General features: G+C 67.9%; 20 protein-coding genes and 1 tRNA gene. 5 read left to right on the top strand and 16 right to left on the bottom strand.

The annotated features are described in order from the left end of the window. The first annotated feature begins 56 nt into the window (after positions 1-56). Positions 57-133 (top strand) — tRNA-Arg (locus MKK49_RS11535). Positions 134-632: 499 nt separating this feature from the next. Here the strand turns inward: MKK49_RS11535 and MKK49_RS11530 are convergent. The 7 genes from MKK49_RS11530 to MKK49_RS11500 form a co-directional block, all read right to left on the bottom strand. Continuing rightward, positions 633-1,820: an MFS transporter gene (locus tag MKK49_RS11530; protein ID WP_244028460.1), complete on the bottom strand. Its 1,188-nt coding sequence runs from the start codon at positions 1,818-1,820 to the stop codon at positions 633-635. Between the two features lie 35 nt (positions 1,821-1,855). Then, a complete protein-coding gene (locus MKK49_RS11525) occupies positions 1,856-2,905 on the bottom strand; it encodes a threonine aldolase family protein (RefSeq protein WP_244028459.1) in 1,050 nt (349 codons plus the stop codon). A 130-nt stretch (positions 2,906-3,035) separates the two neighbouring features. After that, the gene (locus MKK49_RS11520; protein WP_244028457.1) at positions 3,036-4,646 is read right to left on the bottom strand and encodes an ABC transporter ATP-binding protein; all 1,611 of its coding nucleotides are present in this window, start codon (positions 4,644-4,646) and stop codon (positions 3,036-3,038) included. 2 nt (positions 4,647-4,648) lie between these two features. Beyond that, entirely contained in the window at positions 4,649-6,070 is a 1,422-nt protein-coding gene (locus MKK49_RS11515; protein ID WP_244028456.1) for a M20 family metallopeptidase, read from the bottom strand. A gap of 41 nt (positions 6,071-6,111) precedes the next feature. Further along, on the bottom strand, positions 6,112-7,080 hold the full coding sequence (locus tag MKK49_RS11510) for an ABC transporter permease (RefSeq protein WP_244028455.1): 969 nt from the start codon (positions 7,078-7,080) through the stop codon (positions 6,112-6,114). Positions 7,081-7,145: 65 nt separating this feature from the next. Then, positions 7,146-8,060 carry an ABC transporter permease gene (locus tag MKK49_RS11505; RefSeq protein WP_244028454.1) on the bottom strand — a complete coding sequence of 305 codons (915 nt, stop codon included), beginning with the start codon at positions 8,058-8,060 and terminating at the stop codon, positions 7,146-7,148. An 80-nt stretch (positions 8,061-8,140) separates the two neighbouring features. Then, positions 8,141-9,667, bottom strand: coding sequence for an ABC transporter substrate-binding protein (locus MKK49_RS11500; RefSeq protein WP_244028453.1), 1,527 nt, complete (start codon positions 9,665-9,667; stop codon positions 8,141-8,143). Positions 9,668-9,823: 156 nt separating this feature from the next. On the opposite strand from MKK49_RS11500, the gene MKK49_RS11495 reads away from it, so the two are divergent. Next, positions 9,824-10,732: a LysR family transcriptional regulator gene (locus MKK49_RS11495; protein ID WP_244028452.1), complete on the top strand. Its 909-nt coding sequence runs from the start codon at positions 9,824-9,826 to the stop codon at positions 10,730-10,732. Positions 10,733-10,734: 2 nt separating this feature from the next. Here the strand turns inward: MKK49_RS11495 and MKK49_RS11490 are convergent, their stop codons facing one another. Continuing rightward, on the bottom strand, positions 10,735-11,745 hold the full coding sequence (locus MKK49_RS11490) for a 1-aminocyclopropane-1-carboxylate deaminase (RefSeq protein ID WP_244028451.1): 1,011 nt from the start codon (positions 11,743-11,745) through the stop codon (positions 10,735-10,737). Between the two features lie 172 nt (positions 11,746-11,917). Here MKK49_RS11490 and MKK49_RS11485 point away from each other — a divergent pair, with 172 nt between their 5' ends. The 3 genes from MKK49_RS11485 to MKK49_RS11475 all read left to right on the top strand — a co-directional run bounded on the left by MKK49_RS11485 (position 11,918) and on the right by MKK49_RS11475 (position 14,429). Beyond that, a complete protein-coding gene (locus MKK49_RS11485; RefSeq protein WP_244028450.1) occupies positions 11,918-12,382 on the top strand; it encodes an Lrp/AsnC family transcriptional regulator in 465 nt (154 codons plus the stop codon). Between the two features lie 25 nt (positions 12,383-12,407). Next, positions 12,408-13,688 (top strand): D-serine ammonia-lyase, encoded by a 1,281-nt coding sequence (locus tag MKK49_RS11480; RefSeq protein ID WP_244028448.1) that lies wholly within the window; start codon positions 12,408-12,410, stop codon positions 13,686-13,688. Between the two features lie 87 nt (positions 13,689-13,775). Then, positions 13,776-14,429 (top strand): SOS response-associated peptidase, encoded by a 654-nt coding sequence (locus tag MKK49_RS11475; protein ID WP_244028447.1) that lies wholly within the window; start codon positions 13,776-13,778, stop codon positions 14,427-14,429. 76 nt (positions 14,430-14,505) lie between these two features. Here MKK49_RS11475 and MKK49_RS11470 read toward each other — a convergent pair whose 3' ends face one another. The 8 genes from MKK49_RS11470 to MKK49_RS11435 form a co-directional block, all read right to left on the bottom strand. Next, complete coding sequence (locus MKK49_RS11470; RefSeq protein ID WP_244028446.1) at positions 14,506-14,922, bottom strand: STAS/SEC14 domain-containing protein; 417 nt, start codon at positions 14,920-14,922, stop codon at positions 14,506-14,508. 35 nt (positions 14,923-14,957) lie between these two features. Next, on the bottom strand, positions 14,958-15,107 hold the full coding sequence (locus MKK49_RS11465) for a hypothetical protein (protein WP_244028445.1): 150 nt from the start codon (positions 15,105-15,107) through the stop codon (positions 14,958-14,960). Between the two features lie 174 nt (positions 15,108-15,281). Beyond that, complete coding sequence (locus MKK49_RS11460; protein WP_244028444.1) at positions 15,282-16,181, bottom strand: alpha/beta fold hydrolase; 900 nt, start codon at positions 16,179-16,181, stop codon at positions 15,282-15,284. A 1-nt stretch (position 16,182) separates the two neighbouring features. After that, positions 16,183-17,196 carry an SDR family oxidoreductase gene (locus MKK49_RS11455; protein ID WP_244028443.1) on the bottom strand — a complete coding sequence of 338 codons (1,014 nt, stop codon included), beginning with the start codon at positions 17,194-17,196 and terminating at the stop codon, positions 16,183-16,185. Positions 17,197-17,455: 259 nt separating this feature from the next. Continuing rightward, complete coding sequence (locus MKK49_RS11450; RefSeq protein ID WP_244028441.1) at positions 17,456-17,923, bottom strand: MucR family transcriptional regulator; 468 nt, start codon at positions 17,921-17,923, stop codon at positions 17,456-17,458. Between the two features lie 327 nt (positions 17,924-18,250). After that, complete coding sequence (locus MKK49_RS11445; protein WP_409565060.1) at positions 18,251-18,511, bottom strand: hypothetical protein; 261 nt, start codon at positions 18,509-18,511, stop codon at positions 18,251-18,253. A 559-nt stretch (positions 18,512-19,070) separates the two neighbouring features. Continuing rightward, on the bottom strand, positions 19,071-19,265 hold the full coding sequence (locus MKK49_RS11440; protein ID WP_244028439.1) for a hypothetical protein: 195 nt from the start codon (positions 19,263-19,265) through the stop codon (positions 19,071-19,073). 160 nt (positions 19,266-19,425) lie between these two features. Beyond that, the gene (locus MKK49_RS11435) at positions 19,426-19,887 is read right to left on the bottom strand and encodes a hypothetical protein (protein ID WP_244028437.1); all 462 of its coding nucleotides are present in this window, start codon (positions 19,885-19,887) and stop codon (positions 19,426-19,428) included. Positions 19,888-20,054 lie beyond the last annotated feature (167 nt).

Here is a 20,054-nt window from a genome sequence, read left to right as displayed (position 1 = left end):
CGCGCGCATCCCCGTTGCGCCCAGGCGCGGCATGAGCTAGGAAACCGTCGCGGTCAGCACCCGTAGCTCAGCTGGATAGAGCGTTGCCCTCCGAAGGCAAAGGTCACACGTTCGAATCGTGTCGGGTGCGCCAAAAATCTCCCTTAATCACAATGACCTAGCGGCCTTAGGGTTCGACCTCGCGAGGTCTGTGACCTCTTGGGTAACATCGGGGTAGCACGCGTGCGCCGGGGCGATGCCTTTTCCGGTCGAATCGTATCGCGCATTAGGTCGGCTCTGCACCGTGGCCTAGCCCTAGGGGCGGGCCCCCCCCCGGGGGTCACCCCGGCGATCCTTGTCCAGGACCGGGAGCTGCTCGGACAAATTTTCGATCGATCGAAAACCTTGCGCCAGTGCGACTCGGCGAGGTGATGGGAAACGAGTGATCGTTCAACATCGTCGACGGGACGGACCGCATCATTCTGACAGGTGAAGACCCGGCGCTGTGAGCCGCTGGCGAACTGACAGAACGCTCCCTACCCGCGATCGAACGCATAATCTGCGCCGAGGGAGTGCCACGCCTTCAACACCGGCAAACGAGCGCCGGTGTTATGCCGTGCTTGGTCTATCGGGACACGCCAGATAACAGAGGCTCAGCCAGACGTCGTCGATCCGGGCGGCCTCATCAGGAGTCGCGCCGTGACGAGACCGAGGACGGCGATGGTCGCCGCGCAGAGGGCGAGCGAACCGAACTGCCCGAGGGTCTGAAGCGCGCCGCCGAGGATCGCGACGCCGAGAGCCTGACCGCAGAAGAACGAGAAGGCGTGGAGCGCCACCGCCGAGGCCCGCGCCGTCGGCGCGACCTCGGTCACCTGCACCTGGAAGGTGTTGTGCAGCATGTAGAAGCCGAGGCCGAGGCCGACGAGGGCGGCGCAGTCGAGCTGCCAGCGGCCGGCGACGCCGATGGCGAGGAGTGCCCCGGCGCAGATAGCCCCACCCGCGATCAGCATCCGGGAGAGTCCGAGAAAGCGCAGCAGCAGACCGACGGAGACCGCGTAGAGCAGGCCGCCTGCCGCGAAGCCGGCCAGGGCGAGACCGGCTTCGCGGGGCCCGCCCTCGCCGCGGGCCTCGATCAATGGTGCGAGGTGCGGGAAGATTCCGAAGACCGCGATCGCCTCGACGAAGACCGCTCCGAAGAGCACGCGGGCCCGGGGATTGGCCAGGATCGTTCGGTAGCGGGCGATGGCCGCTCGGAATTCCGGCCGGTGCGGCACCGGGCCGACTCCGCGCTCGAAGCCGAGGACGGCGGCACCGCAGCCCAGAGCGGCCACGATCGCGGTGATCGCGAAGACGCCCTGCCAGCCGATCCGCCCCTCGATCAGGCCCGCAAAGGTCGAGCCGGAGAGCTGGCCGAGGATCACCGCCACGAGAAATCGGCCGATGGCGACCTGGCGCCGTTCGAGGGGAATTCGGTCGCCCATGAGCGCCAGGGCCAGGGGGACGACGCCGCCGGCACTGGCGCCTGCGAGGATGCGCAACCCGAACAGGGTCGTGATCTCCGTCGTGACGGCGCAGCCGGCCAAGGCCAGCGCGAGGATCCCGAGGCAGATTGCGATGATGCGCTCCTTGCCCAGGGCATCGCCGACCGGGCCGAGGACCGGCTGGATGAGTGCGTAGGGCAGCGCGAAGGCGGTGGACAGCAGGGCGACCGTATGCGGATCGCCGCGCAGGTCGCGGGCCAGCACGCCCACGAGCGGCTCGATGGAGCGGCCGGCGAAGGTGCTGGCGAAACCCGCTCCCGCCAGGATCAGAATGAGACGGGTGATCGAGGACTCGGCCAACAGCTTGGTAATCCTTGTTGCGGCGCGCCGGGGATTCACCGACCGATACACCGCAAAAGGCGCTGGGCTTCGGCGCGGATCACCGCGGCCGCGCGGACGATGCCGGCCTCATCGATATCAAGATGGGTCGTCGCACGTATCCCATACGTGCCGATCGCCCGCACCCTGACCTGCTGCAGCAGGCAGGAATCCGCGAAATCCGAAGCCGTCACCCCGAGGGGCTCCACCGAGAAGCACAGGATATTGGACTGGGCCGCTCCCGCGCCGATGGCGAGACCGGGTGCGTCCGCGATCAGGTCGCGCAGGCGTCGCGCATGGGCATTGTCGGCGGCGAGCTGGTCGAGATGATGATCGAGGGCGTAGAGGCCGGCCGCCGCCAGGATGCCCGATTGGCGCATGGCGCCACCGAGCCGGTACTTCCAGCGCCAGGCCTCGGCGATGAAATCCCGGTCCCCGCACAGCACGGCGCCGACCGGGCAGCCGAGACCCTTGCTCAGGTCTATCCAGGCACTGTCGAACCCGTCCGCGTACTCCCTGGCCGGGATGCCCGTGGCGGCCACCGCGTTCAGGAGCCGGGCCCCGTCGATATGCGCCTTCAGTCCGTGCCGATGGGCGATGTCCCGGATGCGCCGCATATCCGCCAGGGGCCACACCGAGCCGCCGGAGAAGCTCGTGGTCTGTTCGATGGAGACCAGGGCCGAGCGCGGCGCCGTTCGGGCCGGGGGACGGATGGCGGCCTCGAACGCTTCGGGCGTGTAGACCCCCGCCGTAGTCCTCAGGGGCGCCACGGACACGCCCGCGATGGCCGCCGAGCCCGCGGCCTCCGTGTTGTAGATGTGGGACTGATCGTCGACGACGATCTCGTCCCCGGGCCGCGTGTGGACCAAGATCGACACGAGGTTGCACATCGTGCCGGACGGCATGAGGACACCCGCCTCGCAGCCCAGCAACGCCGCCACGCGCGCGCACAGGGCGAGCGTCGACGGGTCCGAATCGGACTGCTCGTCCCCCACCTCCGCCGCCGCCATGGCCGCGCGCATGCCCGCCGTCGGCCGCGTCTGTGTATCGCTGAACAAGTCGATCATCGGCCCGCCCGATCTTCATGCCGTGGGACACGGCGGCCCATACCCCGAAGGACGGATGTGCGCGAGGCGGAGATGGGACCACGGGGCGCTGCCCACGCCCATCCACGCGCGAGGGCGGGCCGACGCGCGGTCAGGGCCGCATGGCCTGCACGCCCGGCACCGCCGCGAGGAGCGTGCGGGTATAGGCATGATCCGGCTGCCGGAAGAGATCGGCGGTGGGGCGCATCTCCACGATGGCGCCGCGATGCATCACGGCGATCCGATCGCAGATCTTGGCGGCGACCCGCAGGTCGTGGGTGATGAACAGCATCGCGAGGTTCAAGCGCTGCTTGAGATCTTCGAGGAGGTCGAGCACCTGGGCCTGGACCGAGACGTCGAGGGCGGAGACGGCCTCGTCGGCCACGAGCACGTCGGGCTCCATGGCGAGCGCCCGGGCGATGCCGATGCGCTGGCGCTGGCCGCCCGAGAAGGCGTTGGGGTAGCGCGCGGCCGCGCTGGCCGAGAGGCCGACGAGGTCGAGGAGTTCGCGGGCCCGCTCCTGCGCCACGCGCGCCGGGACCCCGTGGGCGATGGGTCCGGCAGTGAGGATCTGCTCGACGGTCCGGCGCGGATTCAGCGACGCGAAGGGGTCCTGGAAGATCATCTGGATGCGGTGGCGCTCCGCCCGCAGGTCCCGCGCGCCCAAAGCCGTGTAGTCGAGGGCGCCGAGCCGCACCGTGCCCCGGTCCGGCTCGACCAGGCGGATGGCGAGGCGCGCCGTGGTGGACTTGCCGGAGCCGGATTCGCCGACGAGCCCCAGGGTCTCGCCGCGCCGGACGTCGAAGGCGACCTCCTTCACGGCCTGGACCACGCGGGGCTTGCCGAACAGCCCGCCGCGCGTGGTGTAGGTCTTGGTCAGGCCGATGGCGGAGAGGGCCACGGGCGCGTCCGCGCGGGATTCGCGCGGCGGCGGCACGAGGCTCGGCACCGCCGCGAGGAGCGCCCGGGTGTAGGGATGCTGCGGGTTTCCGAGGACCTCCTGCGCCGAGCCCTGTTCCACGAGCCGGCCGCGCTGGATCACGGCCACGTGGTCGGCGATGTCGGCCACCACACCGAAATCGTGGGTGATGAACAGGACGCTCATGCCCCGGCGCTGCTGCAATTCGCGGATCAGCGTCAGGATCTGCGCCTGGGTGGTGACATCCAGGGCCGTGGTCGGCTCGTCGGCGACGAGGATGGAGGGTTCGAGGGCCAGCGCCATGGCGATCATGGCGCGCTGGCGCTGGCCGCCGGAGAGCTGGTGGGGATAGGCGCGCACGATCTGGGCGGGATCGGGCAGGCCGACCTCGGTGGCCAGCGCGATGGCGCGCACCCGGCGCTCGGCCGGGGTGAGGAGGTTGTGCGCCTCGAACATCTCGGCGATCTGGTCGCCGATGCGCATCACCGGGTTGAGGGCCGTCATCGGCTCCTGGAACACCATGGCGATGCGGCGGCCCCGCAGGGTCCGCCAGCCCCGCTCGTCCAGGGTGAGAAGATCCCGGCCCTCGAACTCGATCCGGCCATTGGTCGGAGTCAGGGCGCGGGGCAGCAGGCCCGTGAGCGCGTAGGCGCTCATGGACTTGCCCGAACCCGACTCGCCGACGACGCAGAGGATCTTGCCCGGCATCAGGTCGAGGGACAGGTCCTCGACGGCGTTCGGACGGTCGGCGCCCTTGGGGAGGGCCAGCGTGAGGTTCCGGATGCGGATGACGGGCTCGGTCATGGTCAGGTCTCCCGCCGGGCCTTGCGTGTCGCCAGGATGGCCGATCCGGTCTCGCCGAGGTCCCAGAACAGCCCGGCCATCAGGCCGAGGGCCTCGCGGGAGGTCGAGCCAAGGAGGTGCTCGTCGGGCCCGTGCTGGAGGCAGGCCGGGTAGGAATGGGGCACCCAGAGGGTCGGCAGGCCGAGGATCTCCGAGAAGGCGTCGTTGGGGAGCGACCCGCCGAGATTGGGCAGCAGCGCCGGGCGCTTGCCCGTGCTCTCGGCAATGGAAGCGAGGGCCCAGCCGACCCAGGGGTCGTCGACGGGAAGCCGGGTCGCGCGAAACACCTCCGTGCGGGCGGCCCTCACCGCGACCATGGGAAAGCCGTGGGCGTCGAGGTGGGCGCGGACCGCCGGCAGGATGCTTTCCCAATCGGTGCCGACGACGAAGCGCAGTTGTAGCGTCGCCTTGGCCTTGGACGGCACGGCGTTGAGGGGGCCGTCGGGATCGCCGGTCTTGAAGGCGAGCACTTCGAGGGTGTTCCAGCCGAAGACGCGCTCGGCGGGCGACAGGCCGGGCTCGCCCCAATCCGCGTCGATCTCCGGGGCCGTCGGGTCGCTGCCGACGGTGATGTCGGCGAGTGCCGCGCGTACGCCCTCGGGGATCGGCGGCGGGCGCAAGGCATCGAGGAGGATGGTGCCCCGCCCGTCGACCAGGGTGGCGATGGCGTTGGCCAGCACCGTCCCGGGATTGCGCAGCAGGCCGCCCCAGTTGCCGGAATGGTGGCTGCCCTCGCGCAGGTCGAGGTCGAGCTCGAAGGTGAAGCCGCCGCGCGAGCCGAGGAATACGGTCGGGCGCTCGGCGCTCACCCGCGGCCCGTCGGAGGCGATGAGCACGTCGGCGCGGAGCGCCGTGGCCTCGGCCCGGCAGAGCTCGCGCAGGCCCGGCGAGCCGGCTTCCTCGCCCATCTCGATGAGGAGTGTGGTGTTGAAGCCGAGGCGCCCGTCGCGCGCCGCGATCACGGCCCCCAGGGCCCCAAGGTTGAGGATGTGCTGGCCCTTGTTGTCGGCGGTGCCGCGGCCGTACCAGCGGTCCCCCTCGATGACGATCCGCCAGGGATCGAGGCCCGCGCGCCACTGCTCGGGGTAGCCGCGCACGGTGTCGCCGTGCCCGTAGATCAGCACGGTCGGCAGGTCGTCGCCCTCGTGCCGGGTGGCGATAAGGAACGGGCCGTGGACGCCGTCCGGATTGTCGTAGACGCGGCCGGTGAAGCCGAGGGGCGCGATCGCCGGGACGAGCCAGTCGGTGAGGTAGGCGTGGAGCGCCGGCACTTGGCCAGTGGTCTGGCTCTCGGTGGGCCGGGCGACGGCGTCCTGCAGGGCGGCGAGGAAGCCACCCTCGTCGTAGTGGCGCGTCGCGCGCGCGATGGCATCGTGTCGGGACATGGATCCTCGGGTTCCGGTAGCCTGGAGGGGTGTCGAAAGGCTCAGCGCCGGCCCTCGGGCGCGGTGATGTCGCGCACGCCGTCGCCGAGCAGGTTGATGCCGAGCACGAGAACCAGCAGAGCGACGCCCGGGATGGTGATGACCCAGGGCTGGAAGAACATGTACGGCTTGCCCTCCGCGATCATCAGGCCCCAGGAGGGCAAGGGCGGCTGGACGCCGAGGCCGAGGAACGACAGGGCGGCCTCCAGCAGGATCGCGTGGGCCATCTCCAGGGTCGCCACCACGATGAGGGCGTTGAGGATGTTGGGCAGCACCTCCTGGACCAGGATGCGGGTATTCGAGAAGCCGGTGGCGCGGGCTGCCGCGATGAAGTCCTGATCCCGGATCTGGCGGGTCGCCGCGCGGGTGACCACGGCGAAGCGGTCCCACAGGAGGAAGCCGAGGACGAGCACGACCACCTTCAGGGAGCCGCCCACCAGGGAGGCCATGGCGAGCGCCACGAGGACCACCGGCATGGCGAGTCGCGTGGTGACGACGTAGCTCACCACCGCATCGACCCGGCCCCCGAAATATCCGGCGCAGACCCCGAGCATCGTGCCGATGATCCCTGAGATGACCGCCGAGGCCAGACCGATCAGGAGCGAGATCTGGCTGCCGTAGATCAGGCGGCTGAGATAGTCGCGCCCGAGCTTGTCGGTGCCGAGCACGTGGTCCCACGTCCCCTTCGCGTTCCAGATCGGCGGGATCAGCCGGCGCGAGACGTCCTGCGCGTAGGGATCGTGCGGCGCGATGAGTGGGGCGGCCAGCGCCGCCAGGACAATGACGCCAAGGATGCCCGCGCCGATGAGGAACCCGCCATGGCCGAGGCCGCGCCGGAGCGCCAGGGCCGTGGGCGAGCGCGCGGCGGGCAAGGGTCCGGACAAGGGCTCGGCCGGGGACGAGGAGGGCCCCTGCCGAGCCAGGATCGGCGGGGCCACGAACTCGGGCGTGGCGATCGACGGCGTGGACATCAGCGCATCGGACACGGGCGTCCCCTGTCTGCCGGGATGGGAGGGAGCGGCGGCGGGCTGGCGGGTCATTGGCGCAGCCGGGGGTCGAGGAAGGCGTTGAGGAGATCGGCGGCCAGGGTCAGGGCGATGTAGATCATGGCCAGGACCAGCACGATCGCCTGGACGACGGGGAAGTCGTTGCGGGCGATGGATTCCCAGGCGAGCTGTCCGAGCCCCTGGAGGGAGAACACCGCCTCGATGACGATGGAGCCGCCAAGCATGAAGCCGAACTGGACGGCGGCCAGCGCGATGACCGGGATCACGGCGTTGCGCAGGGCGTGGCGGATCAGGATCTTTCGCGGTGCCAAGCCCTTGGCCCGGGCCGTGCGGACGTAGTCGGAGGCCAGCACCTCCAGCATGCCGTTGCGGGTCAGCCGCATGACGGCGGGCATGGCGTAGTAGCCGAGCGCCACCGCCGGCAGGACGAAGTGCTTCCACGTCGTGTTGCCCGAGACGGGCAGCCAGCGCAGGTTCACCGAAAAGATCATGATCAGGGTCAGGCCGAACCAGAAACTCGGCATCGCCTGCCCCAGCACCGAGACCGACAGGGCGGCCCGGTCGATCCAGGTGCCGCGCTTGACCGCCGCCAGGACGCCCAGCGGGATCGCCACGAACAGGGCGACGGCCAGCGCCACGACACCGAGCAGAAGGGTGATCGGCATGCGGGAGGCGAGCAACTCGACCACGCTCTCCCGGAAGTAGAAGGAATTGCCGAAGTCGAGGCGGATCGCGCGGGCCGCCCAGGCGACGAACTGCGCCAGGATCGGCTGGTTCAGCCCGTGCTGAACCCGGATCGCCTCCACCTGCGCGGCGGTGGCCTCGGGGCCGGCGATGGCGGCGGCGAGGTCGCCGGAAAGGTGGAGCAGCAGGAAGCTCGCCACCGAGACGGTGATGGCCACCGCGATGGCGACGATCACCCGTTGCAGCATGAACCTGAGCATGGGCCGGCTCCTCCGGTCAGTGAACGCGGTTGCGCTTCCCCGTCCCACGGCGGCGCGCCGCCGCCATGGGAGCGCGGAAGCTACTTCCAGCTGGCGGCGTAGAAGCGCGGCAGCTCGTCGGGCTGCGCCGTAAAGGCGAGGTCCTGGGTGAAGGCGTAATTCGTGGAGTACGAGAACATCGGCAGGATGTAGGCCTGGGCCGCGATGCGCTTGAGCGCCTCGGCGTACTTCGCCTTGCGCACGGCCGGATCGACGGCGCCGTCGCCGGCCTGAAGGGCCGCGATGGTCTCGGGGTCCTTGGTCAGGTCCTCGTCGCCGCCCTTGAGGTAGACGCCGGTGAAGGCGGAGACGTCGAGGACCGAGAACGAGCCCCAGGTCTGGAAGGCGATGGAGACCTTGCCGCCCCGGATGAGATCGCGCAACGCGGCGTAGCGCAGGTAGTTGAGGCGGGCGGTGATGCCGACCGCGCGCAGGTAGCCGATCACGGCCTCCGCGTAGTCCCGCTCGCGATAGGCGCCGAGATCGATCTCGAAACCGTTGGGATAGCCGGCCTCCTTGAGGAGCGCCTTGGCTTTCGCCGGATCGTAAGCATAGCGCGTCACGCCCTCGTCGGTGCAGCCGAACTGGTCGATGAAGCAGGCCGCGTTCATCACCCGGCTTCCGCCGCGCACGAGGTTGTCGACCATCGCCTTGCGATCGATGGCGTAGGAGATCGCTTGGCGGACGCGGGGGTCCTTCAGAGGCGAGTTTTCCTTGGCCCGGCCGAGGGTGTCGAACTGCAGGAAGCCGACCCGCATGGTCTCGGCGCTGAGGACCGAGACGTTGGGGGCGCCCTTCAGCTGATCGGCCTGGTCGCTCGGCACGCGCCAGATCCAGTCGATGCCGCCGGTGACGAGCTCGGCCATGCGGCTGTCGGCATCGGGAATGACGCGGAATTCGAGCTTGCCGATCTTCGGCATTCCGATGGGGCTGCCGGGCCAGTACTTGGCGAATCGCTCCATTTTCACGCCGCGGCCGTTCTCGACGGCGGTGATGCGATAGGGACCGGTACCGACGGGGGCCTTGGCGAAACCGTCGAGGCCCACCTTCCTGAAGTAGGCGCCGGGGAAGATCGGCGTCGGGCCGGCGAGGTATTCGAGTGCCGCCGGGAAGGCCGACTTCAGGTGGATGCGGACGGTCCGGGCGTCCACCACCTCCGTCGACTTCATCCAGTCGACGTTCTGCTTCGTCACCGTGCGGGCTTCGGGCGTCAGCACGTAGTTGAACGTGAAGGCTACGTCCTCGGCAGTGAACGCGTCGCCGTTGTGGAAGGTCACGCCCTCGCGCAGGGTCAGTTCGAGGGTGGTCGGGTCGACCCATTTCCAGGCGGTGGCGAGCATTGGCTGGTACGCACCCGTCTTCGGGTCGCGGTAGATCAGGGTGTCCCAGACGTTGCGGGCCAGGATGACGCCCTCGCGGGCACTGTTGTGATACGGGCTGACGTTTTCCGGCTCCGTGTCCGACGCATAGACCAGGGTGTCCGTGGCCTTGCCGGCGAGCGCCGGAAGGACCGTCGCGCCGAGCAGGAGAGCGAGGGCCGCGCCCACCGCACAGGTGTGTCTCGCCATATCCCGATGTCCTTTACGCTGCGCGGCGCATCGCTTCACCGAATCAAGTCCCGCGGTGCCGCTTTTTTCGTCGTGTCATGATGTTGTGCATTTTGCATCGCAACAAGTAGAATTTAGCGATGGATGCCGTGCCGTTTCGGCAAGGGAGGTCGTGGGATGCAGATGGTTGGCCTGCGTTATTTCCTGGCCGTCGCCCATGCCGGATCAATTGCGGCCGCCTCGAACCGGCTGAACGTCGCCGCGTCCGCGATCAGTCGACAGATCGCCAACCTCGAGGCCGAACTCGGATGCGTGCTGTTCGAACGGCGCCCGCGCGGCATGGTCCCGAGTCCCGCCGGGGAGCTGCTGGCCGAGCATGCCCGGCAGACCCTCTTGCGCGCCGAGCAGGTGGCGGCCGAGATCCAGGAGCTGCAGGGGCTCGCGCGCGGCTTCATCCGCGTGGCGACCTCGGAAGGCTTCGCCCTCGATCTGCTGCCCAACGCCATCGCAGAGTTCCATGCGCTCTATCCCGGCATCCGATTCGAGTTGCAGATGCTGCCGCCGGCCCAGGTCACCCAGGCCGTAGCGGCAGGCGACGCCGATATCGGCATCACCTTCTGCTTGTCGCCGACCTCCCTCGTCCGCGTGGTCTACGACAACGTCGTCGCGATGATCGCGCTCTGCGTCCCGGATCATCCCCTGGCGGGGCGCGCCGCGATCCAGATCGCCGATCTGCGGACCTATCCCATCGCCGTGCCGACCCTGGACACGACCGCCCGTCAGGTTTTCGACGCGGCCTGCCTCGCCGAGGGGATCGTCATCGAGCCAACACTGACGGCCAACATCCTCTCCGCGCTTCTCCCATTCGTGCGCCGGACGAAGGGCCTCGCACTGATGTCGGCGCTCTCGGTCCAGACGCCGATCCGGCTCGGTGAGCTTGTGAGCATCCCCGTGCAGTCGCGGATGAGCCTGATGCGGGGCATCCAGGTTCAAGTGATGCAGGAGCGCAAGCTCCCGCACGCAGTGCAGGCCTTCCTCCGGCAGCTCGTCGCCGCCCTGCCGCCGGTGGCTGCCGACGGCGGCTGACATCAGCCGTTGCGGAAGGTGTAGCTGTAGCCGTTGAGCGCCGGGGCGCCGCCGAGATGGGCGTAGAGCACCTTCGAGCCCTTGGGGAAGAAGCCCTTCTTCACGAGGTCGATCATGCCCTGCATGGACTTCCCCTCGTAGACGGGGTCCGTGATCATGGCCTCCAGACGGGCCGAGAGGCGGATCGCCTCGATGGTCTCTTTCGAGGGCACGCCGTAGACCGGGTAGGCGTAATCCTCGTTCAGCACGACGTCGTCGGCGACGATCTCGGGGGCGCCGATGAGGGCCGCCGTCTTCTGGGCGATGTCGAGCACCTGCGCCTTGGTCTGAGCCGGCGTGAAGGAGGCGTCGATGCCGATGACGTTGCGGGCGCGCCCGTCGGCGGCAAAGCCCACCACCATGCCGGCATGGGTCGAGCCCGTGACGGTGCAGACGACGATGTAGTCGAAGCGCAGGCCCATCTCGGCCTCCTGGGCGCGCACCTCTTCGGCGAAGCCGACGTAGCCGAGGCCGCCGAACTTGTGCACCGAGGCGCCGGCGGGGATCGCGTAGGGCTTGCCGCCCTTGGCCTTCACGTCCGCGAGGGCGGCCGTCCAGCTCTCGCGGATGCCGATGTCGAAGCCGTCGTCCACGAGCTGCGTCTCGGCGCCCATAATCCGCGACAGAAGGATGTTGCCGACCCGGTCGTAGACCGCATCCTCGTGCGGCACCCAGGCCTCCTGGATCAGCCGGCACTTCATGCCGATCTTGGCGGCCACCGCCGCGACCATGCGGGTGTGGTTCGACTGGACGCCGCCGATGGAGACCAGGGTGTCGGCCCCGCTCGAGATGGCATCGGGCACGATGTATTCGAGTTTGCGCAGCTTGTTGCCGCCATAGGCGAGGCCCGAATTGCAATCCTCGCGTTTGGCGTAGATCTCGACATCGCCGCCGAGATGGTCGGTGAGGCGCGACAGCTTCTCGATCGGGCTCGGGCCGAAGGTGAGGGGATAGCGCTCGAAGTTCGATAGCATGGGTGCAGTGCCCTTCCTGGTCGGCCATGATCTTGGTCAGCCCGGAAAAGCTAGCAAAGGAGCGGCGGAAGGTGCTCTCGAAATGCGCGCCCGTTTCTTGCCTCCCGTGAAGTTCGGCATCGATGATCGCAGGATCGTTGCGTTATCGGCCGGTCGGACGGAAGGATCTTTCATGGACGCTGGGCTGGACCGGATGGACCTGAAGATTCTCCGCCTGCTCCAGGCGGACGGGCGCATGGGCAATGCCGAGATCGCCAAGCGGGTGAACACCAGCGCGGCCACCTGCCATCGGCGCATCCAGCGCCTGTTCGACGAGGGCTACGTCCGGGGGATCCGGGCGCTGATCGCACCCGAGAAGGTCGGCCGCGGCTCCCTCGTGATGGTCGGCGTGGTGCTGGACCGCTCGACCCCCGAGAGCTTCGCCGCCTTCGAGGCCGCGGCCCGCGCCATGCCGATGGTGCTCGACTGCCACCTGGTCGCCGGTGATTTCGACTACTTCCTCAAGATCCGCGTCTCCGATATGGCGGATTTCAACCGGCTTCACAGCGCGACGCTGATCGCCCTGCCGGGCGTGCGCCAGACCCGGACCTTCTTCGTCATGAAGGAAGTGGTCGACAATGCGCCCATCGATCTCTGATTCCTGGCACAGGACACCCACCAGCATGACCACCGACGGCGCGGCACCGGCCTTCTCCGGCGAGATCCCCGGGGCCGTGCGGGAGGGCCGGCCCACCCTTTGGCGCAATCCGCGCCTCGGCCGCGCGGCCGAGATCCTGCCGGGATTGGCCTACGGCCTCGCCGAGGTGGAGGGTGCGCAGGCGCGCTGGCGTCGGTTCGATCCGCTGCTCGCCCGGCTGTTTCCCGAACTCGAGACCGGGCGGATCGATTCCCCCCTCCACCCGCTCTCCACCGAAATGGCAGAGCGGGTGTCGGGGCAAGCCGGGACGGCGGTTTGGGTCAAGGCCGACCACGATCTGCCGCTCACCGGCTGCATCAAGGCGCGGGGCGGGGTCTACGAGGTGCTGGTCCATGCCGAGCGGCTCGGCTTCGCGGCGGGCTGGCTGACCCCCGGGCAATCTTACGCGCGCCTCGCCGAACCGGATGTCCGCGCGGCGCTCGGCGCTCATACGGTGGCGGTGGGAAGCACCGGCAACCTCGGGTTCAGCGTCGGGGTGATCGCCCGCGCCCTCGGCTTCCAGGTCGAGGTGCACATGTCCCACGATGCCAAGGCCTGGAAGAAGCGGCGCCTGCGCGACCTCGGCGCCCGGGTGGTGGAGCATGCGGGCGATTATGGAAGCGCCGTCGCCGCCGCGCGGGTCGCGTTCGAGGGCCGGGGTGATGCCCACTTCGTCGACGACGAGAGTTCGGTGGACCTGTTCCTCGGCTACGCGGCGGCGGCCTTCGACCTGCGGCGCCAGCTCCACGCGGCGGGCGTGACGGTGGACGAGGCCCATCCGCTGTGCGTCTACCTCCCCTGCGGCGTCGGGGGCGCCCCCGGCGGCGTCACCCTCGGCCTGAAGCTGCTCTTCGGCGATGCCGTGCGCTGCGTCTTCGTCGAGCCCGTCGCCGCGCCCTGCATGCTAGTGCAACTCGCCGCGGGCCTGGAGCGGTCGGTGAGCGTCTACGATTTTGGCCTCGACAACCGCACTGCCGCGGACGGCTTGGCCGTGGCCACGGCCTCGATGCTCGTGGCCGGCACCGTCGGCGCCCTCGTCGAGGCCGTGGTGACGGTGAGCGACGCCGACCTGTTCGCCTGGCTGCGCGTGCTCTGGGACCGGGCGGCCTTACGCCTCGAACCGTCGGCGGCGGCGGCTTTCGCGGCCGTGGGACCGGCCTGTGCCGCCCTGCCGGACATCGCCCACGCGACGCACGTCGTCTGGACCACCGGTGGGGCCCTGTTGCCGGAGTCGGAGTTCCAGGCCGCCCTCGCACGGGCGGCCTGAGATCCATAACTGGCCGTCAATCCGATCGGCGCAGCACGATTCGAGACATCATGTCCTCGGTGCCAACTAACGGGCGTCCATAGGTGAATGTGCAACCTCTACAGCCTGGTGACGTCCCAGACCGAGATCCGGGAATCCTTCGGCGTCGCGGCCGACCACACCGGCAACCTACCGGCGATGCCGGGGATCTTTCCCGACCAGCGGGCGCCGATCGTGCGGGTCGACGCGGACGGCGAACGCGTCATGGAGATGTTCCGTTGGGGCATCCCGGGACCGAAGCAGTTCGGCGAGCACCCCGTCACCAACGTGCGCAACGTGAAGAGCCCGCACTGGCGGCCCTGGCTCAAGCCCGAGTTCCGCTGCCTCGTGCCGGTCTCGTCCTTCAGCGAATACGCCGACACCAAGCCGAAGAAGACCCCGACGTGGTTCGCCCTCGACGAGGATCGGCCGCTGTTCGCCTTCGCCGGCATCTGGCGCCCCTGGACGGGCGTGCGCGGCACGAAGGCCGAGAACCCCGACCGGACCGAGGAAGAGCACCGGCTGTTCTCGTTCCTCACCTGCGAGCCGAACGGCGTGGTCGGCCCCGTCCATCCGAAGGCCATGCCGGTGCTGCTGACGACGCCGGAGGAATGGAGCACGTGGCTCGCAGCCCCCACGGAGATCGCCCTGGAGCTTCAGCGACCGCTACCCGACGCCGAGATGCGGATCGTGGCGCAGGGCTCCAGGAAGGACCCGCCGTAAGCCTTGGCTTCGGTGTGGCCCGGCGGGCGATCAGTCCGTCCGCCGCGCTTCGATGATCGCGTTCGGCCCCTTCCGATCAGCCGGTTGCAGACGGGTCCTGCGCGAGCCAAGCCCAGGCCGCAGGCTCGTCCTCAAGATCGAACGTTTTGGTTTCGACCGGCATGACGAAGCCTGAGAGGTTGATCATGGCTTGAGCGAAGGCCGGTGCACCGACCACAACGTAGCGCCTGATGTGCGCGACCGAGCGAACCTTCACGCTGGCCGCGTAACCGTCGAAAGTCGCACCGAGGTCCGAGCCTTCGTAGTTCGACATGATGATCAGCATGTCGATCTTGTCGAGGGTTTGCATGGCCTCGTCGGTGTGCGCCGACATCCACTCGATATCGGCCTTGGTGATCTTGTCCTTGATTTCGAAGGCCAGAAGATCCGGCCGAGGGGAATCGCGGCGGATCACCGATCCGTCCGGCGCCCCGCTCGTTGATGCGCTGTCCATGACGTGTCTCCCAGGATTGCGGCTCTGAAGGCGCTTCAGCTCGGCTGCTCTTCGGTTTTCTCGATCTCCGGATCGTCTTCTTCCGGGATGGCTGGTGCCTCTCGCTCGGGCAGTTCCGGTGGGGCCGGCGCATCCTCGATTGGTTGGAGATCGGCACCGGGCAGTGGCGTATCGGCCTGGATCACTGTTTCACTCCCTGATTGTTGTAGGGAGCAAAGCGCCTGTGATCCGAAGCGTTCCTATCCGCGCACAAACCCTGAACGCCGACAGGTCTCGGGCGATTGCCCATGCGAATCCTAGGACACCGCCTAAGAACTCCGTAGGACTGTCATGCGGAGGTGCAGCTCCCGCCATCGGCGTCAGGGGGCGCGGTTGCTAAGCGTCTCAACAGCTGACGAAACTAAGTCTTGGTGGAAGTGATGGAGCATGTGCCCCGCACCCGGCACCCAATCGAAACTTCCCCCCGCCAGCGACAAAGCGGCGAGGGCCCCATGCAAAGCGTTGTTGACGACGACATCGGCCGTACCGCCGAGGATGCGAACCGGCACCGCGCAACCGGTGTAGGCCATCGCGGCACGGGTCAGCGCCGGCCAGACGCTCACCGCATCCTCGCCCTCGGCGATCATCCGCTCCGGTCCGCTGGCCAGGGCGAAGGGGAAGCCCTCGGCGAACGGCTTCGGCATGATCTGCGGCAGGAAGATCGCACGCCACAGGAGCGGCAGCAGGGCGGGGTCCGAGGTTCCAGCCAGGAGCGGCGCCAACACCTCGCCGAGGCCGGGGGTGAACCGCGGCCCGAACAGCATCTGTTCAAGGCGGACCTCCGGAAAGCATAGTGGGGCGAGGGCCAGGATGCCCGCCGTCTCAGCCGGGAAGCGCAAGCCGTGACACAGGGCAACCGTTCCGCCGAATGAGTGGCCGACCAGAAGGGGACGCTTGACGCCGATGATCTGGAGCGCGTCGTGGATGATCTCGGCCTGTCGCCAGGGCGAGGCGTCGATCGACCGCCGCCGCCGGCTCAGGCCGTGTCCGGGACGATCGACGGCGATGACACGGTAGTGACGGGACAGGATCGGCATGAGGGCGAGCCACATATCCTCCAGCGCCATCAGCGTCCCGTGGATCAGGACGAGGGCGGGTCCCTCGCCCGCTTCGGCATAGGCGAGGGTGCGTCCGCCCCCAAGATCCACCGTACGGCGGGTCACCGCCCTGTCGGCGGTCGAGGGCGCCGCTGGGCTCAGGCGCAGCGCAGGTGCGTTCACGTCAAGACCGCCGTCCGGTGCCGCGCGGCGCGAGGACCGCCGTCGCGGCGAGGCCGAGCCCGATCGCTCCGGCCACGAGGGCGAGGGGGTGCAGGCTGGCGCGGGTATAGGCGCTGGTCCGCATGACATAGCCCGGCTGGTCCCCCTTGGCGAAGCCGGTGTCGTCCTGCTGGGGTTCGTGGAGGGTCCCGGCCGGACGGCGCGGGCGGCCGGGGCGCTTCTGCATGGCGACGATGGCCGGGGCGAGGAGATCGAAGGCGCCGGGGGCGAACTCCTTGCTCGCCGCGAAGACCTTGCCAGCGCCGCCGACGATGACGTCGCGCAGCGGATGCACGGCGCAATGCAGGATCGCGTTGGCGACTTCTTCCGGTGGATAGACCGGCGGCGGCAGCATCGGCTCGCGATCCATGTAGTTGCGGGCCCGACGCGGCAGGGGCGTATCGATGGAGGCCGGCTTGATCAGGCTCACGGAGACCGGGGCGCCTTCGTGGCGCAGCTCCATCCGGAGGGCGTCGGTGAAGCCCTTCACCGCGTGCTTGGTGGCCGAGTACATGCCCTGGAACGGGAAGGCGAGGTCGGAGGCGAGGCTGCCGACGTTGATCAGCGCGCCGCCACGCCGGCTCAGGTGCTCGACGGCGACCAGCGATCCGTAGACGGTGCCCCAGAAGTTGGTCTGCACCAGCCGGGCGTGATCCGCGTCCGACACCGCCCGCAGGGGACCGTATATGGTCACGCCGGCGACGTTGACCCAGGTGTCGAAGCCGCCGAACGCCGTGATCGCCTTGGCGGCGATGACCTCGACCTCGGCCCGTTCGCCGACATCGGCTTCGACCCAGACGGCCTCTCCCCCACCTGCCTCGATCTCCGCGACGATGTTGGCCAACGCCGCGCCGCTGCGGGCCGCCAACACCACGCGCGCTCCGCCCTTCGCGGCCATGCGGGCCGTGGCGAGGCCGATCCCGGAAGAGGCGCCGGTGACGACGATCACCTGATCGCGCAGGGGCTTGTGATTCATGGGCCGTTCGCTTCCCGAGGTTGCGCGTGGTCGATGCCCCCGCAAGGGAGCTACGCGCAGGCTGCGAGGCCGTTGCACCGCGCGGCTGCCTGCGCCGATTTCACGCGAGCACAGGCTCGGGCAGCTCGGCGAGGTGCCGGAGGACTTCGCGGAGAGCCTGCAGGGCGGCTGAGGTGGAAAAGGCCCCGGCCGCTCATGTGTGCGGCCAGAGCCGAAGAGGTTAAAATGGCCTAACAGATGCGATGATCGATTGGCGCACTCAAGCGGCTTGCTTGCGACCAGAGGATTTTACCGGCCTTTCAACCTCGCGCCCGCCAAAAGGCCGACCGAGGCCGATGGACTTGGCCAACGCGGAGCGCTGCGCCGCGTAGTTCGATGCGACCATCGGATAGTCGGCGGGCAGGCCGAATCGTTCGCGGTAACTGTACGGATCGAATCCGTTCGTGGTCAGGTGCCGCTTCATGGTCTTGTAGGTCTTGCCGTCCACGAAGCTGACGATGCCGTCCGGCGTGACGGACTTTCGGATCTGCGCGGCAGTGGGCTTCTCGCCGGACTCCTCCGCTGCCTCCATCGTGTTGGTGGCGAGGCTGCTCAGGGCGGTGTGGACGCTGCGGATCAGCGCCGGCAGCTCTGCTACGGATAGTGAGCTATTCGACACGAAGGCGGCCGTAATAACCCCTGCGAGATTGAGAATATTGACTGTCTGCAAACCAGCGCTCTCTCGCATAGCACTCTCCACATCAATAAGGTCTCTTTAATCGAATACTCTGTGGAGAAATAATATTTGGCAAGCTACGCTGACCAATAAATTTGAATTATTTTCGTAAATACATCATATGATTGAATTCAGTGCAAATTTTGGAAAATAATCTTAGTGCTTCGATTTGTGGATCAAGAGAACGTTCTGTTTAAATCGTTAAGCTGAGATGGATGTCAAAAATTTTTGGATAGAGCTAAGCATCCGAGCGGAACGTGTTGTAGGCTCGCCCAGCAAAGTAAAACCCGCCGCGACGCGAGCCGGGCGGGTACGATAAGCGCTCGTTGCGCCGGTGAATCAGCGCCCCCCGCCGCCGCCGCCGTTGGCGCTGCCGTTGGGGAACGCCTGCTCGGGTCGCGATGCATTCCCGCCAGCCGCCGAATTGGTGGTGATCGTATCGGCGCCGGTCGCCCCGCGGGAGATCACGATGTTTCCGTCATTGCCCGTCGTGTTCGTTTCGTTCTGGACGATGACGCCCGGCTGACGCGGAGGGCCGCCCTGGGCGAACGCTGGGACGGCGATGAGCATGGCGACGCCGGCGATTAGAGAGATCTTCACGGAATGCTTTCGGTGGGCTGTATGACGGAAGCGTCATCGGCCGTTGGGGTAGGTAAAGTCGTGTCGACGGCAACGGTTTCCCGGGCCCTGTGTCACACCTCAGGGCAACTGCTCACAAAAAACCCGCCTCGGATTGCTCCGGGCGGGTGAAGTTAGTCTCCTGCGCTGCGGGGCTCAGCGGCTGCTGCCGCCCGCGCTGCTGTTTGGTACGGACTGCTCAGGCTTGCTCGCATTGCCTCCGGAAGCTGAATCGGTTGTAGCCGTCTCGGCGCCCGTCGCGCCACGCGAGATCGATACGCTCGGGTCGTTGCCGGTGGTATTCGGCTGCCCCTGCACGACGGGCGCAGAGCCCTGTCCGGGGCCAGTCGCGGGACCGGTGGACGTTTGTGCGAGGGCCGAGACGCTGCACAGCGACGCGCCGAGGGCGAGAGCCATAATCTTGGTCATGTGTGCTCCAGTTCTGAACCTCAGCGGCAACCACCGTGCCCGCCCGTCCGTTCCGGTGAAAAGCCCGCCGGGGCGCGAGTCCGCCGGACTTTAGGTCGGCGGATATGCCGGGTCAGGCGAGGTCGTTCTGTTCCTCGGGGTCCTCGGGTAGCCGCTCAGCCGGATCGATGGTCTCCTGCGTGTGGCTGCCTTCGATCTTCGGGGTCTTCGTGATCACCTGGTCCATGGGCACGTTCAGAGCGTCCTGCGGATCAGGTGCGGTCGACGCGGAGGTCGCATCACTCGGGGGCGCTTTCTTCTCGCTCATCGTTTCCTCGCTGGCTTCTTGGAAGAGACCAACGGTTGGGTGACACGGATGTTCGAGCTGGCTCTAGCCCATCCTCCGTTCGTGGAGGGCTGAGGGCCAAACGAAGAACCTGCCACGAGCTGCTCCGGGCGGCTGGAATGGCTCGATCGGCTTCTGGACACTACCGTGCCGGCATACGCCGGATCTGGCTGATGTTCTCGGTGGAGAGGTCCGCGTAGAGGCTGCGCCAGTTTCTCACGGGCAAGGCCTTTCGTGGAGCGGAGGCCTGCGGTTCGACGACCTTGCCTTCCAGGCCAGCCACGTAGCGACCCTTCCGATTCGCGAAATCGTCGCCGACCGTCTTCTTGTAGGGCGGCGTGTTTCCGCACCCTTCGCAAATCGAAACGATCCAGGACTGCCATAAGCCGTTCGTCTTCTCACTGACCGACTCGGCGCGCTGTCGCTGTGCCGAGGCCAGCTTCAGAGTGTCGAGATCCTTCGCCTGCCTTGGGGTGGCTGCATAGCGAAGCTCATCCAACCGCACATCGACCTTGCCCCCGTCGGATGACGGGGGCGCTGGGGATTGCGCCAGCGAGGGTGCACAGAGACCGAGCAATGCGAGAAAAGAGATTCGGACACGCATGGTTGAGCCCTCTCCACAAATAACCATGGAGGCGGCTACAGGTTTCCGAGATTGAATGTAAATAATCGAAGCCTTGCATTGCTGCGAACGGATCGGGTTGGTTCTTGGATGAGGATGTCCCGTCGTGGGGGTGCACCGTACGAAGCGGCTGGTGTGCCAGATCTACC

This window comes from Methylobacterium sp. J-090 (genome assembly GCF_022829345.1).
Taxonomy (GTDB): domain Bacteria; phylum Pseudomonadota; class Alphaproteobacteria; order Rhizobiales; family Beijerinckiaceae; genus Methylobacterium.
This window is presented reverse-complemented; position numbering and strand designations above follow the sequence as displayed.

Bases quoted from the DNA above. Each gene is read 5' to 3' on its own strand.
- MKK49_RS11515 (WP_244028456.1), bottom strand. From the start codon at position 6,070: ATGTCCCGACACGATGCCATCGCGCGCGCGACGCGCCACTACGACGAG.
- MKK49_RS11470 (WP_244028446.1), bottom strand. From the start codon at position 14,922: ATGGACAGCGCATCAACGAGCGGGGCGCCGGACGGATCGGTGATCCGC.
- MKK49_RS11455 (WP_244028443.1), bottom strand. From the start codon at position 17,196: ATGAATCACAAGCCCCTGCGCGATCAGGTGATCGTCGTCACCGGCGCC.
- MKK49_RS11485 (WP_244028450.1), top strand. From the start codon at position 11,918: ATGGACGCTGGGCTGGACCGGATGGACCTGAAGATTCTCCGCCTGCTC.
- MKK49_RS11500 (WP_244028453.1), bottom strand. From the start codon at position 9,667: ATGGCGAGACACACCTGTGCGGTGGGCGCGGCCCTCGCTCTCCTGCTC.
- MKK49_RS11505 (WP_244028454.1), bottom strand. From the start codon at position 8,060: ATGCTCAGGTTCATGCTGCAACGGGTGATCGTCGCCATCGCGGTGGCC.
- MKK49_RS11495 (WP_244028452.1), top strand. From the start codon at position 9,824: ATGCAGATGGTTGGCCTGCGTTATTTCCTGGCCGTCGCCCATGCCGGA.
- MKK49_RS11510 (WP_244028455.1), bottom strand. From the start codon at position 7,080: ATGTCCACGCCGTCGATCGCCACGCCCGAGTTCGTGGCCCCGCCGATC.
- MKK49_RS11475 (WP_244028447.1), top strand. From the start codon at position 13,776: ATGTGCAACCTCTACAGCCTGGTGACGTCCCAGACCGAGATCCGGGAA.
- MKK49_RS11440 (WP_244028439.1), bottom strand. From the start codon at position 19,265: ATGAGCGAGAAGAAAGCGCCCCCGAGTGATGCGACCTCCGCGTCGACC.
- MKK49_RS11520 (WP_244028457.1), bottom strand. From the start codon at position 4,646: ATGACCGAGCCCGTCATCCGCATCCGGAACCTCACGCTGGCCCTCCCC.
- MKK49_RS11450 (WP_244028441.1), bottom strand. From the start codon at position 17,923: ATGCGAGAGAGCGCTGGTTTGCAGACAGTCAATATTCTCAATCTCGCA.
- MKK49_RS11435 (WP_244028437.1), bottom strand. From the start codon at position 19,887: ATGCGTGTCCGAATCTCTTTTCTCGCATTGCTCGGTCTCTGTGCACCC.
- MKK49_RS11525 (WP_244028459.1), bottom strand. From the start codon at position 2,905: ATGATCGACTTGTTCAGCGATACACAGACGCGGCCGACGGCGGGCATG.
- MKK49_RS11490 (WP_244028451.1), bottom strand. From the start codon at position 11,745: ATGCTATCGAACTTCGAGCGCTATCCCCTCACCTTCGGCCCGAGCCCG.
- MKK49_RS11480 (WP_244028448.1), top strand. From the start codon at position 12,408: ATGACCACCGACGGCGCGGCACCGGCCTTCTCCGGCGAGATCCCCGGG.